Origin of the sequence: Gimesia aquarii, from assembly GCF_007748175.1 — a bacterium.
Taxonomy (GTDB): domain Bacteria; phylum Planctomycetota; class Planctomycetia; order Planctomycetales; family Planctomycetaceae; genus Gimesia; species Gimesia aquarii_A.
Map to the genome: position 1 here is coordinate 1,298,335 of NZ_CP037422.1, position 17,675 is coordinate 1,316,009.

Genomic DNA, 17,675 nt, shown 5'->3' on the forward strand with positions numbered 1-17,675 from the left:
TTCTGTTAGTTCTCCAATATCATCTCAACTATTCCAAAGACCAAAGATCAGGCTTGCCATGTTTATTCCTTTTTATTCAATGATTGACTCTAGTAGAATTACAAGTTCCATCAAATCACTCTTACTATTGCTCATTTCACTCTGTACTATGAATTCAATTCAGGCGGCTGACCAGCCCAATATCATTATCCTATTGGCCGATGATCTTGGTTATGGTGAGCTGGGCTGTCAGGGAAATCCGCAGATTCCGACTCCCCACATCGATTCCATTGCTAATGAGGGAATTCGATTTACGCGGGCCTACGTCACGGCACCGAATTGCAGTCCCTCTCGTGCCGGAATGCTGACGGGTAAGATCCCAACCCGCTTTGGATATGAATTCAATCCGATCGGTGCTCGTAACGAAGATCCCGGAACCGGTCTGCCTCCAAAGGAGCAAACCATAGCGGAACTTCTGCACGATCAAGGCTATACAACGGGTTTGATTGGGAAGTGGCATCTGGGAGGCGCGGCTGACTACCATCCGTTTCGTCATGGCTTTGATGAATTCTTTGGTTTCGTCCATGAGGGACATTATTTCGTTCCGCCTCCTTATGAAGGTGTGACTACGATGTTGCGTCGTAAGACCATCCCCGGCGGAGGCAAGGGACGCTGGATCGGTAAGAATCTAATCTACTCAACGCATATGGGGCACAATGAACCTGACTACGACGCCAATAACCCCATCATTCGCGGTGGGCAACCGGTGATTGAAAGGGAGTACTTAACCGATGCCTTCACACGCGAAGCGGTCAGTTTCATTGATCGTCACCGCGACAAACCCTTTTTTCTCTATCTCGCATATAATGCCGTTCACAGTCCGTTGCAAGGGAAGCTGAAAGACATGCAGCGTTTCCAGCACATTGAAGACATTCATCGGCGGATCTTTGCCGCCATGCTGGCGTCAATGGATGACAGTGTTGGCAAAATCCTTAAACAAGTGCATGAAGCACAACTCGATCAAAAGACACTCGTTGTTTTTCTCAGTGACAATGGCGGCCCGACACGCGAACTCACTTCCAGCAATCTTCCGCTTCGCGGCGGTAAAGGGACGATGTACGAAGGGGGATTGCGGGTTCCGTTTATGATGCGCTGGACGGGCACATTAAAGCCACGTCAGACGTTTCAGCGTCCTGTTAGCAGCATGGATCTCTTCAGTACTTCTGCAGTGCTTGCGGGAGCGAGTCTGCCCCGGGGGATCGACGGACGCGATTTAATGCCGTATCTCACCGGGGAGAAGACAGGGACACCTCATGAAGAATTTTTCTGGCGGCAGGGGAATCGAACCGCATTGAGGTCTGGTGATTGGAAGCTCGTCAACATGCAGGGCAAAAGAAAAAAAGCGTCTTGGGAATTGTATAATATTGCCAACGATCTGGCTGAGGAACACAACCTTGCCGCCCAGCATCCGGAAAAGCTTGATGCGTTGAAAGCACGATGGCAGGAAATGAACGGACAAATGCAGCCGTCCCTCTTTTAAGTGCAAACTGAATATCACATTTTGGCTCTGTTTCCTTAGAATATGAAGCCGAAACCTCTCTTTCAATTTCTTTTGCTTTTATGGTTGACTCTCCCCTTACTGGAGGCCGTATATTACCGTCAACTTTGTTTGCCACTGAATATTTCCAGATAGAAAGCCACTATGTTTAGCATTGGAGAGTTCTCGAAGATTACCGGTCTGACAGTGAAAACACTACGTTTTTACCATGAACAGGGAGTCTTGGAACCATCGTATGTTGATGAGCAAACGGGCTATCGTTATTACGCAGAGAGTAAAATCGAAACCGCCCGTGTCATCACACAATTACGAAAACTTGATTTCACACTGGCTGATATTTCTGGGATTTTAGGCAATTATGAAGACGAAGCTGATATTCTTGACTACCTCAAACAGCAGAAGCAGAGAATATCAGAGAAAATGCGGGAATACCGGGCCATCAGCGGTTTTCTTGATCAAATCATTATCAAAGAAAGGGAGGCAAGAGAGGCTATGAACAACGCAACATACGAAGTTGAGGAAAAATCAGTCGATTCCATTCTCATCGCTGGAATTCGGATGCGCGGCAAATACAGCGACTGTGCGTCAGGATTCGGAACGCTCGGCAGAAAATTCAATCGGCATATCTGCGGCGAACCATTCCTGTTGCATTACGATACTGAGTTTAAAGAAGATGACGCAGATTTCGAGGCCTGCATGCCCATTCGGAAAGGTGCCAGTACAGATAACATCTCCGTCAGAGAATTAACGGGCGGTCGCTGTGTCTCTCTACTCCATAAGGGCCCGTATGATGATCTGGGCGATTCGTATGGAAAAATCCTGCGCTACGTGAAGGAAAAAGGATATGAAATTGAAGTTCCTACGCGTGAAATTTACCTCAAGGGGCCAGGTATGATTCTCAAAGGTAATCCAAAACAATATTTGACGGAAATTCAGATGCTCATCAAGTAAAAAAGATAATCTGTCGTAAAGTTGTGATACAGTTTTGAGTCTTTTTTATAAGCGATACACAAGACAAGCGACAATGTCTTGTGAGTCACTGAGTGAAATTTCCGGTCAAAGGTGAGAAAAAATGTTGGAAACTTCAGAGGATTTCGATTACCATTTTCCGCATTGTGAAATTGGTAATGGTTCTCTGAAACACCAACTTGTCTGAGGAATGATAATGGCTTTTGAAACCGAAAAACAAAGTTATGACCAGCATGGTTTTGCAGTCGTGCGACAGTTTCTTTCCGAATCTGAACTCAGTGAGTTGACTGAGAATCTGGACCGTTATATTAGTGATGTGGTTCCTCAGCTTCCCGATGCCGATGCCTTCTATGTGGATCGCAGTCGCCCCGAGACACTCAAGCAGATGCAGCATATGGGAGGGGACTCGTTCTTTAGCAATTATACAAAACATCAAAAATGGTGTGAGTTGGCGGAAGCCCTTGTCGGGGAACCCGCAAGCTGCGAACAGCCGGAGTGGTTTAATAAACCACCCAATACGAACCATGTCACGCCACCGCACCAGGATAATTACTATTTTTGTCTGGTGCCATCGAATGTGGTAACCATCTGGTTGGCACTGGACGAAGTCGATGCCGAGAACGGTTGCCTGCGATACGTCAAAGGCTCGCATCTGCACGGATATCGAAAGCATGCCAAATCGAAGATCTTGGGATTTTCACAGGGAATCGTTGATTACTCTCCCGATGACTTCTCAAACGAAGCCGTCACGCGCCTGCAACCGGGAGATGCGATTGCCCATCACGGAATGACCATTCACCGTGCCGATGCAAATATGTCTGAAACACGACATCGCCGTTCGTTTGCCATGGTTTTCAAAGGAGTTTCCTGCCAGCGTGATGAGGTCGCTTATGCACGGTATCTGGCAATGGCACAGGAACAACATCAGGCTGAAGGTTTGAACGTTTGATCGATTTGAATTAGTTATAGGTTGTCCTTTGCCACGGTGGGTTTCCGTGGCAAAGGACCTTGGCAAAGCTTGTGTGAGACCTATTGAAGCAGTAGTCATACACCGCCAGATAATGATGCCACTCTATCTTTTCAAGGTGATGGGGCAACATGATTGTATTCAATCCGACATTTTGGTAATGACTTCTTGAGATATTCTACCCCTGCAGCGGTCACTTGTGTGTCTCTCAGATCAAGACGATGCAATTTTTTGAGCCCTCGCAGATGAATTAATCCCGCATCGCTCACTTTGGTACCTGCGAGGCTGAGAGTCCAAAGATTCACATGTTCCTTCAGATAGACCAAACCAGCATCGTCAACCTGACTACCCCCCAGATAAAGCCCGTGCAGTTCCGGGTGCTCTTTTAGATAGATCAATCCAGGCCCCTTAATCTGGGAGTTGTATAGTTTAAGCCACCTCAGCTTGGTCAGTCTTTTCAGAGAAGCTAACCCGGCGTCAGTCACGTTAGTAAAATCGGATTCCAGCTCCTCGAGTTTTGTTAATTCTTTGAGATGACTCAGACCTGTATCGCTTATCTGGATTCCATCGAGTTCGAGAATCTTTAAATTAGTGAGCCCTTTCAAGTGAATCAGTCCCGCATTGCTTATTTGTGTTTCACTAAGATTGAGTCTTGCGAGATTCGTGAATTCTTTCAGAACGATCAAGCCTGTGTCGCTTACTTGTGTTTTCCCTAGATCGAGTTTTACAAGTTTTGTAAATCTTTTTAAGTGACTAACCCCTGTGTCACTCACATGTGTTTCATTGAGCTCAAGCTCTACGAGATTCGTGAGCTCTTTCAGGTGGACCAGGCCTACATCACTTACTTGTGTATTGCTTAAATCGAGTGATGTCAGATTTGTTAAACCCGAGAGATGAATCAACCCGGCATCAGTTATCTGGCTGCTATGGAGATAAAGAGAGCTGAGATTCGAAAGTTCTTTTAAATTAGAGACCCCGACATCAGTTACATTTTTGAAATCAAGATCGATATGTTCGAGACTTGTGAGCCCCGTCAGATGACTCAAACCTGAATCGCTCACTTCAAGCTCATAAAATGTGAGTTCCTTCAGATTAGTAAGTCCTTTCAGGTGTACTAAACCGGCGTCGTTAATCGCCTGTGTACCGGTTAAGTCAAGCCATTCCAGCTTCTTCAGTCTGCTCAAATGTTGTAATCCGATCCCACTGACTTGAGTATAGCTGAGATGGAGTTCTTGTAGGTTTGTGAGCCCTTGTAAGTGAACTAAACCGGCATCGCTCACTTGAGTTTCGCTGAGATCAAGTTCTTTTAAGTTTGTGAGTTCTCTCAAGTAAATCAAACCGGCATCGCCCACGTGGACACCCCAGAGATCAAGAGATTTTAATTTGATCAGTTCTTTGATGTGAATCAGATCTGCATCACTGATTTTTGATTCTTCGTGGATAGAAAGTTCTTCTAAATCTTTAAAGTCACTTAATACGTCAAGACCTTGATTGAACTCACACCCAACATCTATGACCGTTTCAAAGGGAAGTAGTCGATCCCCTAAGTTATTGTAAAGCCATGACTGCCAATTTGCTGGAAGGGATTCCAAAAGTAATCCGGGTTTCGTCCCAAAATAAGATGGATTAAGTGATTGCACTTTTTGAATCGCTCGGCCATTTTGTATAACAGGCACAACGATGCCGACGAACAAAATGAGCATCATCAGCACACCTGCTCTCCAGATCCACCGGAACCAGGCAAACCATCTTTGTTTGTTTGCTGTTTGTTCTGCCATTACATCTCTTAAAAAGAGCACAGATAAAGTATGAGAGCAAACCTTCTTGCTGGGAACATAGAAAATGTAATTCAATCATAAAGCAAAGCATTTGAGATTCAAATGTAAAACTTGAAAGTTGGCTTATGCCAGATCAAACAGCATGATCTCAGCATCTTTGGTCGCTTGAATTATGAGTATACTTTCTTCACTCACGGCAGCACCGTCGCTTGTTTCGAGGTTCTCACCATTGAGTAAGACTGTGCCTCGTAAGACCTGTAACCAGGCATGGCGGCCTTGCTCCAGTTCGTGAATTACTTTTGCTTGCTCATCGATTTGTGAGAGAAAGATTCGTGTATCCTGATGAATGTGTAACGATCCCTCGGCTGCTTCTGGTGAAGCGACAAGTCGCAATTGGTTGTGCATTTCATTGTCTGGAAATCGTTTCTGTTCGTAGCTGGGTTCGATGCCTTTACTCTGTGGTAGGATCCAGATCTGATACAGGTGCACGGGATCCGTTTCAGACGGATTGAATTCACTATGCGTGATACCGGTACCAGCAGACATCCGCTGGAATTCGCCCGCCCGCAATATCTCGCCGTTTCCCATCGAATCCTTATGTTCTAATGCCCCTTCCAGCACGTAAGTTACAATTTCCATATCATGATGCGGGTGCGTTCCAAAACCTTGCCCTTGCTGCACCCAGTCTTCATTCATGACGCGGAGCGAACGAAATCCCATGTGCTCTGGATCTCGATAGGTAGAAAACGAAAACGTGTGATATGTCTTGAGCCAGCCATGATTGGCGTGGCCTCGTTCTGCCGCTTTGCGAACTTTGATCATCGTAGGTTCCTTTTTTAGGTTCACTCTGGAACAAAATTGAGTCATCATTTCCAGGCATGCAATTATATTATATATAAATAATTTATATGTCAACTAATTTATTTACTAGTAACTCGATAAGGGATTCTTAATCCTTTGTTGGACTGCAGTGTTCTAACAAACATTACGAACTTAAAACTCGCAGAACTGTCAGAGAAATATGCCATAGTGATTCGCAACATGAGCTAACGTATGACACTCGAATTTGTCCCGCTATCACAGGAACGATTCAATGATCGAACTACTCTGGAACGACCCCATCAGCGAAAATAAAATGGGGAAGTACATCAATTCTTTGCAACTCGAACCCCACCAAAGAGTACTCGATGTAGGCTGCGGGGCAGGTGAGATCTTGATTCGGCTTGCCGAACGGTATCAGATCACGGGAGTTGGGATCGACACATCGTCGGATCATATCGCAGAGGCAAACAAACGTGCCAAAGGGCGAGTTCGCCCATCAAGCCTTACATTTACAGTATCTGACGCACAATCATTTCAAATTGCGCCGGAGTTATATGATCTCGTGATCTGTATGGGAGCCTCACACGCTTTCGGACTGGGAAAAGATGCTTATCAAAACGCGCTTTCTCAGATGCTTCCCATGGTCGTCCCCGGAGGCTTTCTATTGATTGCTGAAGGATACATGCGGCAACCGGCTTCGCAGGAGTATCGAAAATATTTGGGGGACAGTACTCCTGACGAGATGACTCATGCTGCAAATGTTGCCACGGGCAAAATGCTGGGATTGATTCCGTTTGCAGCCTGGACCAGCAGCAAAGAAGAATGGGATGATTTCGAATGGACTTACCAACGGGTTATCGAACGAAAAGCCCTTGCAGATCCGGAGAACGCCGGTGTTGTCCAAAAGCGAAACCAGAGGCGAAAGTGGATGGACGCTTATCTTGAGTGGGGTCGAGATACACTCGGTTATGGCATTTATCTGTTTAAAACTAGCAATGAACTGGAATCGGTTCCAACATGAAACTTCAGCTTCGGTCTGCTGCTTTATGAATCACGAATATGATAGTGTCTCCTTACTTAAGTTCTTATCTCGATTGGTTTTGTACCCTCTTTTCTGGTTGTGCAAGCAGATTCAGTTCTAAGTGATAACATTCTATTCCAGCGTGGTAGTTTCTCCTGCAATTAAGGTTTAAAAATTTTTTTAAGTCTCCTTATTGGATATTGACATCTATTTTATGGATATATTATAGTCTTATCAAAATTGGATAATATTATCTAATTTTGTTTGTATGGAATTGAGAACCGTACTATCTCCTGAAAGGAAAAAAATCGATGTTAAAAGTTGGAATAGCGCTCAGCACTGTAGTGATTCTTTCTGTAGTGGCAACTAGTGTTTTTGTTTCGGCAGAGGCACCAAAGGATAAAAAACAAGCCGGGCCACCAAAGGCGGCTGTTGAGCGCACTCGAAAGCAAGTGAAGATGCTCGATGACATTTATAAAACGGCCGTCGTATTGATTACTGACAAATATGTGAATGATGAAGACGATTTCCCAGCCGGGAGTGCAGCCATTGCTCTCTTCGGTGCGGTCGAGAAAAAGGGTTGGCATAAAGCCCGTTTGATCGATTTGACGGGAGAGCCTTACGAATCAGACAACGTAGCTCAGGACGATTTCGAAAAACAAGGGGCGAAGCAGTTAAAAGCGGGTAAGGGCTATGTTGAACAAATTGTTGATAAAGACGGCAAGCCTTATCTTCGCGCGATGACACCCGTACCCGTTGTTTTGAAAAAGTGTGTGATGTGCCATCCGCATTATGCAAACGTCAAAGAGGGCGCCCCGATTGGCGCGGTGGTTTACACTTTGCCCATTGAGTAATTGTTTTCAAGATTACACTGAAAATCAATTTTCTTATGATAATTGCTTGACCGTTGTGAACAATCTCTGGATTGCATTTGCCTGTGTCATTGAAGTTTCATTTTGACTCTGAAGTAAATCGGAACCCACATCTGTCAGGCAATGCCGTCGGTTCTGGAAAGAATGATCACAACTGGCGGTCAAGTCGTGATTGCTCCCAGCGAAATTTCCGCATGTCAGAATGCCTGGCAATCGCTGGGGGGATGGAATTCGGTTCGGTCTGGGGGCACAGCAGTTACGTTACCCCGGACTGGACAGCTTCATCGCGAAGCAGTTGTTAAAATGTGTGCGAGAAATGCGATACAAGGAACACACATTCTAACTTAGATTAATCAAAAATTGCTGTAAGACAACGGCATGGCTCTGTTCCGGTTCTTTGACGGAAGTGACCAGTGTTATCGTGGGCTGAGCGATCGATTCAATAGTCTGTTCGATTTCAGCTCGCTGCTCTTCCAGTTCTTGCAGATATCTGACGACGAATTCATCGTATAGACTCGAATTAGCATGGAACCATTTCCGTAAATCAGTCGAAGGCGTAAAATCTTTTGGCCACAGGTCAATTTTTGCCTTAGCTTTTGTGATGCCACGGGGCCAGAGGCGGTCTATGAGAATGCGATAACCATCGTTGTCGTCTGGTTCATCGTAAATGCGTTTGATTTGGAATTCAGTTGCCATTTGATCGCTCCACGGTGATTCCGAGTTTTTCCATCCGGCTTCGCAGTGTATTCGGATTGAGCCCCAGGATCTTGGCAGCACCTTTGGGGCCGGCAATCGTCCCTTGTGTGTGATTCAGAACGGTTTGAATATGGTTGCGTTCGATTTCTTCGAGCGGCAGAAGTTGGGTAGAACGTTGTTCTTTCTTTCGACGTACCGGGATCACGCCCGCAGGCAGTAATAGCGTATCGCCGGGTGTCAGAATCATGGCGCGTTCGATGATATTCTCCAGCTCTCGAATATTTCCCGGCCATGCGTAATCTCGGAGCATGGAAAAGACCGATTCCGGGACCTGATCAATTTTCTTACCCAGCCGCGATCCCAGTTTCGTCAGGAAAAATCGTACCAGAGTGGGAATGTCTTCCAATCGCTCACGAAGCGGCGGGATAGGAACAGGGAAGACATTCAGTCGGTAGTAGAGGTCTTCTCGAAACGTTCCCTCTTCAACCATATCCAGCAGGTTGCGATTGGTGGCAGCCAGGACTCTGACATCAATCCGAATCGTCTGACTGCTTCCTACGCGTTCTAGTTCCTGTTCTTGCAGCACGCGCAGCAAGCGTGATTGTGCAGGTAATGGCATCTCACCAATTTCGTCCAGAAAGATCGTGCCCCCATCAGCGAGTTCGAAACGACCCGTGCGTTGTTGAGTGGCACCCGTGAAAGCACCATGTTCATGTCCAAAGAGTTCGCTTTCCAGAAGGGATTCCGGGAGTGCCGCACAGTTCACACGAACGAACGCGCCATTGTGCCGTTTACTGTTTTTATGAATTGCTCTGGCAACGAGTTCCTTTCCAGTACCGGTTTCGCCTAGAATCAAGACTGTACTGTCGGTGGGAGCCACCATGTCGATGTTGCGTAATACTTTCCAGATTCCATCACTTTCACCCACGATTTCGGCAAAGTCGGATCGGGAGCGAAGTTCTTCCCGAAGATAGGCGACTTCAGCTTCAATCCGCTGTCGCTCGTCGCGCAGGCGATGTTCCCGACGCAGGCTGTCATCCAGCTGTTGTTCTGCTTGACGTCGAATCAGTTCTGCGGTTGCCCGAGCAGCAAAAATATGAAAAATGGAGAGCTCTCGCTCGTCCGCTTCCATGGAGTGATCATCAATCACAGCCAGATGACCGACCACCACACCTGCATCATCTGTTAAAGGAATGGCAAGGTAGCTGCGTGCGTTTAAGCTTTTCAGAAGATTGTTTTTGGGAAACAGTTCCCGGATATTATCGGGGAAATGCTGAATCCCTCCTGAGAGCACATGTTGGCAGGGAGTCCCTTCCAATTCAAATTGGAAGTTTTCTTCGAGGTGCCCTCCGACCCAGACGGCCAACGTCTGAACGGCCGTGCGTTCCGCATTGAACTCAGCAACGAAGGCCGCTTTGACCTTCAAGGAAACTGCCAGGTATTGAACGAGCGATTCAAAAAAATGCTCGCCTCGTTCTGATGCGGTTCCCTGCACGATGGAGAGGAGAGTGCCATCAACGGCGGGTTCACTGGTGTTAGCAGACTCTGCTTCTGCATTCTGTTTCAACGGACTCTCCTGACTGAGATTACGAGACATGGAATCACGGTATTTCGTATTTGAGTACGACATATCATACCTTTCCTATTTGTGATGGCAAGTTCAAATGTTTGTATGTTGTTTTATATCAATGTCTTGCTTGTTTAATAGTCGACTTGACAGTTTCGTGGCATAGAGATTGCATTTGCGATCTCCATACCAATTGAACCAGAGGGGTTCAAGCAGAACAAAGTCATCCACATGAGGGGAGTCACACATGAAGAACTTAAAGCAGTCCGGCCTGGGCCTGGTGTTGGTGGGAGCGACCACACTATCGCTCACATTACTTTCAGGCTGTGGAACTGCTGTCGAACCAACGACAACAGCACACGCAGCCAATCAGTCAACAGCACCGATGATGAATAAAGGAGCTGAGTACAACGATCAGGGGGCACTGATTCGCCCTAAAGATCACAGGGAGTGGGTCTTTATTGGGGCGCCCGTTACGCCTAATGACATGAACAACGGCAAGGCTGCCTTCCCGGAATTTCACAACGTTTATATCGATCCCATGAGCTTTGCGGAATACAAGAAGACGGGTACGTTTCCCAATGGTACTGTGATTCTCAAGGAACTTGTTTCTGTCGGTGGTAAGGCAATGCCGAGTGGCAACGGTTACTTTCAAGGTGACTTCGTCAGTCTGGAAGCGATGGTGAAAGATACGAAACGCTTTGAAGAGGAACCGGGTGGCTGGGCTTTCTTCCGTTTCGGTGAAGCACCTCACTACAACCCGACCGGTGCGCGGATGAAAACAGAATCATGCAACTCCTGTCATTCGGGGGCCGAAGAAGACTATGTCTTCACAGATACCTATCCTGTTCTACGGGTTGCTAAGGCGAAAGTCGTGGCAAAATAGACTGAGCTGAAAAATTTACTTATAGATTCAAACAACACAATTAATCTTTTTTAAGGAATTGAAACATGTCAAATATCGCGATTGTGATTCTCACAGACACTGAAGGAAGTGAAGGCCTCGGTCGAGTCGTGAATGCACTGACTGCTGCCAAGGAATTCAAGGAAGGGGGCGACCATGTCAAGGTTGCTTTTACCGGCGCTGGTACCAAATGGGTTGGTGAGCTTACTAAGCCAGAACACAAGTTGCACTCTGTGTTCAATGAATTGAAAGATCAGATCACAGGGGCGTGCAGCTTCTGCGCGGGCGCCTTTGGTGTCGATGATTCCGTACAATCAGCGGGCGTTAATTTGCTGGAAGAATACGGTACAAACATGAGTTTTCGTCAGCTCATTCAGGATGGATATCACGTTCTGACATTCTGATCGTTAGTTGATGCATGATCGGACAACGAAGAATGGCACTTCGTTGTCCGATTTTTTTATGTCAAACATGATCCCTGGATTCGTGTCGACGTCTTATTTGATTCGACGTGAGATGATCCCATATTAGACTTTGAGTGACTCTCACTGCTGATTACTGAGCTTGATCCAGAGATTTTAATACCTCAAGTAAAGTTTGATGATCCATGAAAGGGGTCTCACCATGGTATGCCCAGACAACTTGACCGTTTTGATCAACCACAAATAACCCGTGTTGCTGATCCTCGACGCGGGAGGCCGTTGCCGGCTGATAAATTTTGTACTTCGTTGCGATGCGGTTCTCTCTATCAGATAGGACGGGGAAGTCGAACCCGCCATACTTGGCAAACTTTATCTTTGTTTGCTGAGGAGTATCTGCACTGATCGCGACTACGGTTGCTTGTAGTTCATTGAATTTTTGGAGCCTCTCATTTAAGCCAAAGAGCTGAGAGACACAATGACTGCAATAATAACCATAGTAGAACACAATGACGACAGGTCCGCGTTTGTTAAGTTCACTGAGTGAGACTTCTTGTTGACCCACATTCGGAAGTATGAACTCAGGAGCAGGCTGGCCCAGCAGTGGATGGTCGAATGACTCCTCAGAATGTTGTTTGAACCGATCAGCATGATTCGAAGTATCAAGCTGTAAGGGTTTATTTAAAAAAGGAACTGATTCAGGAGTGACTGCAATCCAGACACCCATCACCCACAGAAAAATCGCGATGGGTAATGTCAGCTTCTGTCCAAACGGGAAGATTTTCTCAGCAAACATGAACAATGTGAGCAGGCCCATCCAGGCCAGGTTCATGGCACCGACTGCAAACATCACGGCCATCAGAGCCCAACAACAAGCGACGCAAATAAGTCCATGCAAAACTCCCATTTGCAGGCTACCCAGAATTCCGATTCGCCAGTGATGGGCAAAAAAGCTGAATGGTGAACGACAATGCGTCAAACAGGCGTACTTCAGAGAGGAAACTTGATAAAGACCTGCGAGAAATAGGATAGAGCCAGCAATGCGTGGTCCTTCTTGGTTCCAATTGATGAATTCAAATGCACTCATTCTGATAAGCGCATCCAAAATGAATGCGAGAGTTCCGTATAGGATCCAGGCAATTCCATAACCGGCAAGAAAACAGATCAGGGGAATAGCCAAACCAGACTTTCCCTGTTGCAGCGTGATTTTTCCTTTCAGGATTGTCATGTAAATTTTGACATAGATCATTTCCGAAGGCAGCATCATCGCAGTGAGCATAATGATCCAGCCCATCAGGAATGTCGGAAAATTATGGAGTGGTGTACCGGGACCTCGATCCATGCCTCCCATCATTATTAAAGCCGTGATCCAGCCGACGATACCCAGTGCGATGATACCCGTACAAAACGCCGTTGACGTATCAATCCTGGGAACAGAAATCAAAGCTTCAACGAACCGACGGAATGTGATTCTGGCAGTTCGCATCATGCGTCGGGTCCACTCCAGTCGAAGGGAATATGTTTGCTGTTCTGTCCCGAGGGAATGTCCTGGGAAAACCCGAATGCCTGCCAGTGTCCGTCGATGCTTTTCCCCCAGGTGACAGCAGCTTCAGTCGGCCCGACTTCACTTCCGGGAGGATTCCATGATTGTACGCGCCGGGAAGGATCTGCAGTAGGACCGGTCAGGGCTTCGCCACTCGCACAGACCACCTCAGGGATTTCAACCCGCCAGTGTTCGAGTGAATCATCTACAGCCACTGTGATATCAGCAAAGTCTACACCTCTGAGTGTGCCCAGAGTTGAAGGGATAAAATGCCCCATCCAGCCTCCAACCTGACCTGTAAAAATTAACTCCAGAGCTTGTCTCTGTTCCAGGTTGGCTGCGGCATCAAGGAATATGCCGGCAGCGACTTTGTCTCCACTCCACACGTCGCCTGTAAAGGCGACGATGATCACGACATTCAAGCCCGCCATATCTACTTCACCAAAATGTCCTGTCCGTATTTTGTATGCAAAGATGGCATCGCAGGCACCGCCCGTAGGGGGCTGGGCAAAAGTGCAAGGGCAGGGCACATTGCATGAGCAGATGTCAAACCAATCGCCGGCAATGTGCCAATGGGGAATGGTTTCTTTTTCCCGGGAGTCGTCGTTCATCTTTCGCTTCTCCTTTAAGATGATTGCTTTATGTGTCTATACAATCCTTGCCATTTATGTACTGAATCGCATATTATTCAATTGGATATGAAGTCGTCAATATTTATATGCGAATTGGTACAAAATTATGAATAAAAAACGGGGAAGGCCCCGCAACTATGATCCTGAAGCGGCACTCAATGCAGCGCTCACTGTGTTCTGGCAACATGGGTTTGCGGGAACCAGCCTGGATGAGCTTAGCGCTGCAACCGGAATGAATCGGCCGAGTTTGTATGCTGCATTCGGGGATAAGAAATCGCTCTATCGAAAATCCATGGATCAATTTAGTCAAACTTTTTTAGGCGAACTAGAAGCAAATCTCTTTGCGGGATTGAGTCTGGAAGAGGATCTGGTCAACTTCTACAAAGCCGCTTTGTCGGAATACATTACCGACAGCGATACCGCATGGGGGTGCCCTGTCATCTGTACGGCAACGTTAGCAGCAGCATACGATGATGAGATCCAATCCGACCTTGCCCATGCACTGGATCAAATTGATACGATGTTTGTAAAACGATTTAAGCAAGCCCAAGATGAGGGCGAGTTGAAATCGGGTGAATCAAAGAAGCTGGCGCAACTCGCAGCGGCGGTGCTTCATAGTCTGGCCATTCGGACGCGCGCCAAACAGAAAAAGTTTAAGCCCGAAACATTCATCAAAGCCTCCGTTGCAGAGATCCTCAGAGGTTAATCTGATGGTAGAATAACACATGAGTTACCTCAGTGTCTGGTAATCGATTTCAGTATACAGGTCGTTTCGGGAAATCATGGAGTACAGACATATGAACTGGATGGATTGGTATCAAAGTTTGTTGAAGCCCGACTGGACTCCTGCTCCCTCCACAATCAGTCTGATCTGGCAGATACTCTATCCCATCATTGCGATTTCGTTTGGATATGTGTTTGTACAAATCTGGCAAGGAAAACTGCCCAAATCAATGGCAGTCCCGTTTGCCATTAATCTGGTAACAAATTTGAGTTTTACTCCACTGTTATTTGGCTTGAAAAATCTGCTGCTGGCCACACTGGATATTCTCCTGGTCTGGTCTACAATCCTTTGGATAATGATCGTAATCTGGCCTGGCTTTCGTTGGGTTGCTTTAGTGCAAGTCCCTTACTTTGTGTGGGTTTCGGTTGCGACCGTATTACAAATCAGTATTTTCTGGATGAACCGGGGATCGTGACACATTGAAGAAAAAGCCAACCTCTCAAAACTCGCTTCGCTTAGGGCTGTGTTGTCAGTTTCTTGAAGAACCGATCCAGTTTCGTAACACAACGGTCAAAGCCAACAGCAGTATGGATCGCCCGGCGGCTCTGGAAAAACTATCCCGTTTGTGTAGAGAAAATGCAGTTGCGTTACAGGCAGCACTTAAATATTGCGTAACACACGATATTGGCTGCTTTCGAATCAACAGTCAGATATTGCCTCTGAAAACTCACCCCGAATGTGGCTATGAGACGAATGACCTTCCCGAAGGGAAAGAGATTGTCTCACTATTCAAGCAGTGCGGAAAGTACGCCCGTGAACATAATCTTCGTACCTCGTTCCATCCTGATCAGTTTGTCGTGCTCAATTCACCGCGTCCCGATGTCGTAGAGCGTTCCATAGCAGAACTCGAATATCAGGCGAACGTCGCAGAGTGGGTCAATGCTGATGTGATCAACATCCATGGTGGTGGTGCCTATGGTCATAAACAAAGCGCCTTAAAACAGTTTGCCAAAAATCTGCGCCGTCTCTCGAAGCGGGTACGAAGTCGATTGACTGTTGAGAACGACGATACGACTTATACTCCGTCTGATTTGTTACCCTTATGCCGCGAGACAGGGATTCCTCTCGTCTATGATGTGCACCATCACCGCTGTCTACCCGATACGCTTTCTATTGAAGAGGCGACTAACGAAGCCCTGACAACCTGGAACCGAGAACCGTTGTTTCATATCTCCAGTCCATTGGAAGGCTGGAAAGGACCGAAACCGCAACGACATCATGATTTTATTTCAATCAAAGACGTCCCCCACTGTTGGGAAAAACAAGAACTCACTATCGAAGTCGAAGCCAAGGCGAAAGAACTAGCAGTGTTGAAGCTCAAACGGTCACTCAAGCGACGACTTGGTTGAGCGTTTTGTGATAGTGCAAAGCGTCAGACTGATCAAAAAGATCAGCCATTCACCCCCGGCCAGAGCATAGGTCGTCGACTCGAATCCCGTAAACACAAAAAAGCCAAGCGTGCGAAACAAAACCAGACAGCCGTGAACGATCGCGCAGAGACAAAGTGAAAAGTGAGTGACTTCTTTCTGGAAGAGTGGCCACAGGAAGACGATACCGAGTGCCAGTTCCAGCCCTCCATAGACCGTTAGAAATTCTGATTGTCCCGATCCTGGTTTAAGGATGAAGCCAACTGATTGTGAAGTCGTATCAGGAGCGAAGGCGCACCAGACAGCCAGCAAGATGTAAATGAAGCTAACAAGAGCCAGGAACGTGCGCGCCATATTATTAAAATGATTCCTTGCGAGAACTTGTTTACACGAAAATATGGTTAGTCATCTTCATTAGCTAACCACTAGTGTGAACTCTCTTATTGTAGGCTCATCAATTTGATTGGCAATGACTTACTCTGCGATCTGGTCCAAGCTGAACGGGTCCGGTAATATGCCTCGCATCACAGACGAGATTAATCTTTCTGATAGAGATCAGCTTTTAACTGATTGATCCTGTTCGCTCAAAAGGCTGTAGGGTATTCTAGAAATAGAGGGTATTCATTACTACTAATCAAGGAGTTTTAGATTCTACCTGGCTGATGACTTGAGAGGGATGTTCTAAAAATTTCGACCAAAAGTTGAAATGTGGTTTATCTGAAACTGTAAGTGGAGCAAACTGAAATGAACAGACAACAGCTAATTGACACGGCAAAAGCGATGGTCGCTGATGACAAGGGACTCCTGGCGATGGATGAGAGCACCCCGACCTGCGATAAACGATTTGCTAAGTTGGACATCCCCCAGAACGAAGAGACCCGGCGTATCTACCGGGAAATGATTGTGAACACACCGGGCCTTAACGAAAGCATCAGCGGAGCCATTCTGTATGATGAGACAATCCGGCAGAAGCGGAATGATGGTTCTTCTTTTGTGCAAGCCCTGACCGATGTGGGAATCATTCCCGGGATCAAAGTCGATGCGGGGGCAAAGGAGATGGCCGCTCATCCGGGAGAGAAGATTACGGAAGGTCTGGATCGATTACGCGACCGCCTGGCCGAATACGTTCAGATGGGAGCCCGTTTTGCCAAGTGGCGTGCGGTCATTACGATCGGTGATGACATTCCGAGTCGCGGTTGTATTGAGGCTAACGCACACGCATTAGGAAGATATGCTGCATTATCTCAGGAAGCCGGACTGGTTCCTATCGTTGAACCAGAAGTGCTCATGGACGGCAACCACACTCTCGAACGTTGCTACGAAGTGACTGAGGAAACACTACGAACGGTTTTTCAGCAGCTTTACAGACAACGCGTAATGTTAGAAGGTATGATTCTGAAACCAAATATGGTGCTACCAGGCTTAGCCTGTTCGCATCAGAATTCGGTGGATGAAGTGGCCGATGCTACGGTGGCCTGTTTCTTACGAGCCGTTCCTGCTGCGGTTGCGGGAGTGACATTCTTATCGGGTGGGCAATCGAGCGAACTGGCTTCAGCACGTTTGAATGCCATGAATGTCAAATTCAAATCACAAGTCCCCTGGGAGTTATCGTTTTCCTTTGCCCGTGCGATCCAGCAACCGGCGATGGGAATCTGGGGAGGCGATTCTGCCAACGACGAGGCGGCACAGAAAGCATTATATCATCGCGCGAAATGTAACCGAGATGCACGCCGTGGCGAGTACAATGCTGAGACAGACGCGGCATGAGCTTGATAGCAAGTAACACTTCGCGAGGTG

The 17,675-nt window shown here is 46.9% G+C and carries 19 protein-coding genes; 12 read left to right on the top strand and 7 right to left on the bottom strand.

Annotated elements, in window-relative coordinates:
* Nucleotides 1-58 precede the first annotated feature (58 nt).
* From V202x_RS05300 to V202x_RS05310, 3 genes are all read left to right on the top strand, one after another.
* Nucleotides 59-1,519: a sulfatase gene (locus V202x_RS05300; protein ID WP_145171894.1), complete on the top strand. Its 1,461-nt coding sequence runs from the start codon at nt 59-61 to the stop codon at nt 1,517-1,519.
* Nucleotides 1,520-1,681: 162 nt separating this feature from the next.
* On the top strand, nt 1,682-2,488 hold the full coding sequence (locus V202x_RS05305; protein ID WP_145171896.1) for a MerR family transcriptional regulator: 807 nt from the start codon (nt 1,682-1,684) through the stop codon (nt 2,486-2,488).
* Between the two features lie 214 nt (nt 2,489-2,702).
* Nucleotides 2,703-3,455, top strand: a complete 753-nt coding sequence (locus V202x_RS05310; RefSeq protein WP_197993241.1) for a phytanoyl-CoA dioxygenase family protein — start codon at nt 2,703-2,705, stop codon at nt 3,453-3,455.
* 131 nt (nt 3,456-3,586) lie between these two features.
* Here V202x_RS05310 and V202x_RS05315 read toward each other — a convergent pair whose 3' ends face one another.
* Together V202x_RS05315 and V202x_RS05320 are read right to left on the bottom strand one after the other, a co-directional pair.
* Entirely contained in the window at nt 3,587-5,251 is a 1,665-nt protein-coding gene (locus tag V202x_RS05315) for a leucine-rich repeat domain-containing protein (RefSeq protein ID WP_145171901.1), read from the bottom strand.
* A 123-nt stretch (nt 5,252-5,374) separates the two neighbouring features.
* Nucleotides 5,375-6,073 carry a pirin family protein gene (locus V202x_RS05320; protein WP_145171903.1) on the bottom strand — a complete coding sequence of 233 codons (699 nt, stop codon included), beginning with the start codon at nt 6,071-6,073 and terminating at the stop codon, nt 5,375-5,377.
* 271 nt (nt 6,074-6,344) lie between these two features.
* Here V202x_RS05320 and V202x_RS05325 point away from each other — a divergent pair, with 271 nt between their 5' ends.
* From V202x_RS05325 to V202x_RS28090, 3 genes are all read left to right on the top strand, one after another.
* Nucleotides 6,345-7,094, top strand: a complete 750-nt coding sequence (locus V202x_RS05325; RefSeq protein ID WP_145171905.1) for an SAM-dependent methyltransferase — start codon at nt 6,345-6,347, stop codon at nt 7,092-7,094.
* 458 nt (nt 7,095-7,552) lie between these two features.
* A complete protein-coding gene (locus V202x_RS05330; protein ID WP_409996673.1) occupies nt 7,553-7,948 on the top strand; it encodes a DUF3365 domain-containing protein in 396 nt (131 codons plus the stop codon).
* Between the two features lie 242 nt (nt 7,949-8,190).
* On the top strand, nt 8,191-8,268 hold the full coding sequence (locus V202x_RS28090; protein WP_409996678.1) for a hypothetical protein: 78 nt from the start codon (nt 8,191-8,193) through the stop codon (nt 8,266-8,268).
* A 37-nt stretch (nt 8,269-8,305) separates the two neighbouring features.
* On the opposite strand, the gene V202x_RS05340 is transcribed toward V202x_RS28090, so the two are convergent.
* Nucleotides 8,306-8,662, bottom strand: coding sequence for a DUF488 domain-containing protein (locus V202x_RS05340; RefSeq protein WP_145171911.1), 357 nt, complete (start codon nt 8,660-8,662; stop codon nt 8,306-8,308).
* Nucleotides 8,652-10,292 (bottom strand): sigma 54-interacting transcriptional regulator, encoded by a 1,641-nt coding sequence (locus V202x_RS27970; protein WP_197993242.1) that lies wholly within the window; start codon nt 10,290-10,292, stop codon nt 8,652-8,654. The genes V202x_RS05340 and V202x_RS27970 overlap by 11 nt, the downstream gene beginning before the upstream one ends.
* A gap of 184 nt (nt 10,293-10,476) precedes the next feature.
* Between V202x_RS27970 and V202x_RS05350 the strand changes: the two genes are divergently transcribed.
* Together V202x_RS05350 and V202x_RS05355 are read left to right on the top strand one after the other, a co-directional pair.
* Entirely contained in the window at nt 10,477-11,115 is a 639-nt protein-coding gene (locus tag V202x_RS05350; protein WP_197993243.1) for a cytochrome P460 family protein, read from the top strand.
* Nucleotides 11,116-11,180: 65 nt separating this feature from the next.
* Nucleotides 11,181-11,537 (top strand): DsrE family protein, encoded by a 357-nt coding sequence (locus V202x_RS05355; protein ID WP_145171913.1) that lies wholly within the window; start codon nt 11,181-11,183, stop codon nt 11,535-11,537.
* A gap of 151 nt (nt 11,538-11,688) precedes the next feature.
* On the opposite strand, the gene V202x_RS05360 is transcribed toward V202x_RS05355, so the two are convergent.
* Entirely contained in the window at nt 11,689-13,041 is a 1,353-nt protein-coding gene (locus V202x_RS05360) for a DUF2182 domain-containing protein (protein WP_145171915.1), read from the bottom strand.
* Nucleotides 13,038-13,706: a DUF1326 domain-containing protein gene (locus tag V202x_RS05365; protein ID WP_145171917.1), complete on the bottom strand. Its 669-nt coding sequence runs from the start codon at nt 13,704-13,706 to the stop codon at nt 13,038-13,040. Before V202x_RS05365 ends, V202x_RS05360 begins: the two co-directional genes overlap by 4 nt.
* A 127-nt stretch (nt 13,707-13,833) precedes the next feature.
* On the opposite strand from V202x_RS05365, the gene V202x_RS05370 reads away from it, so the two are divergent.
* The 3 genes from V202x_RS05370 (at nt 13,834) to uvsE (ending at nt 15,860) form a co-directional block, all read left to right on the top strand.
* A complete protein-coding gene (locus V202x_RS05370; RefSeq protein ID WP_145171919.1) occupies nt 13,834-14,433 on the top strand; it encodes a TetR/AcrR family transcriptional regulator in 600 nt (199 codons plus the stop codon).
* A gap of 91 nt (nt 14,434-14,524) precedes the next feature.
* A complete protein-coding gene (locus tag V202x_RS05375) occupies nt 14,525-14,926 on the top strand; it encodes a TspO/MBR family protein (protein WP_145171921.1) in 402 nt (133 codons plus the stop codon).
* Between the two features lie 4 nt (nt 14,927-14,930).
* Nucleotides 14,931-15,860 (top strand): UV DNA damage repair endonuclease UvsE, encoded by a 930-nt coding sequence (gene uvsE, locus V202x_RS05380; protein WP_145171923.1) that lies wholly within the window; start codon nt 14,931-14,933, stop codon nt 15,858-15,860.
* Here the strand turns inward: uvsE and V202x_RS05385 are convergent.
* A complete protein-coding gene (locus tag V202x_RS05385; protein ID WP_145171925.1) occupies nt 15,837-16,232 on the bottom strand; it encodes a DUF4345 family protein in 396 nt (131 codons plus the stop codon). The two genes, uvsE and V202x_RS05385, sit on opposite strands and share 24 nt — an antisense overlap.
* Nucleotides 16,233-16,622: 390 nt before the next feature.
* Here V202x_RS05385 and V202x_RS05390 point away from each other — a divergent pair, with 390 nt between their 5' ends.
* Nucleotides 16,623-17,645, top strand: a complete 1,023-nt coding sequence (locus V202x_RS05390) for a class I fructose-bisphosphate aldolase (RefSeq protein WP_145171927.1) — start codon at nt 16,623-16,625, stop codon at nt 17,643-17,645.
* The last annotated feature ends 30 nt before the right edge of the window (nt 17,646-17,675 follow it).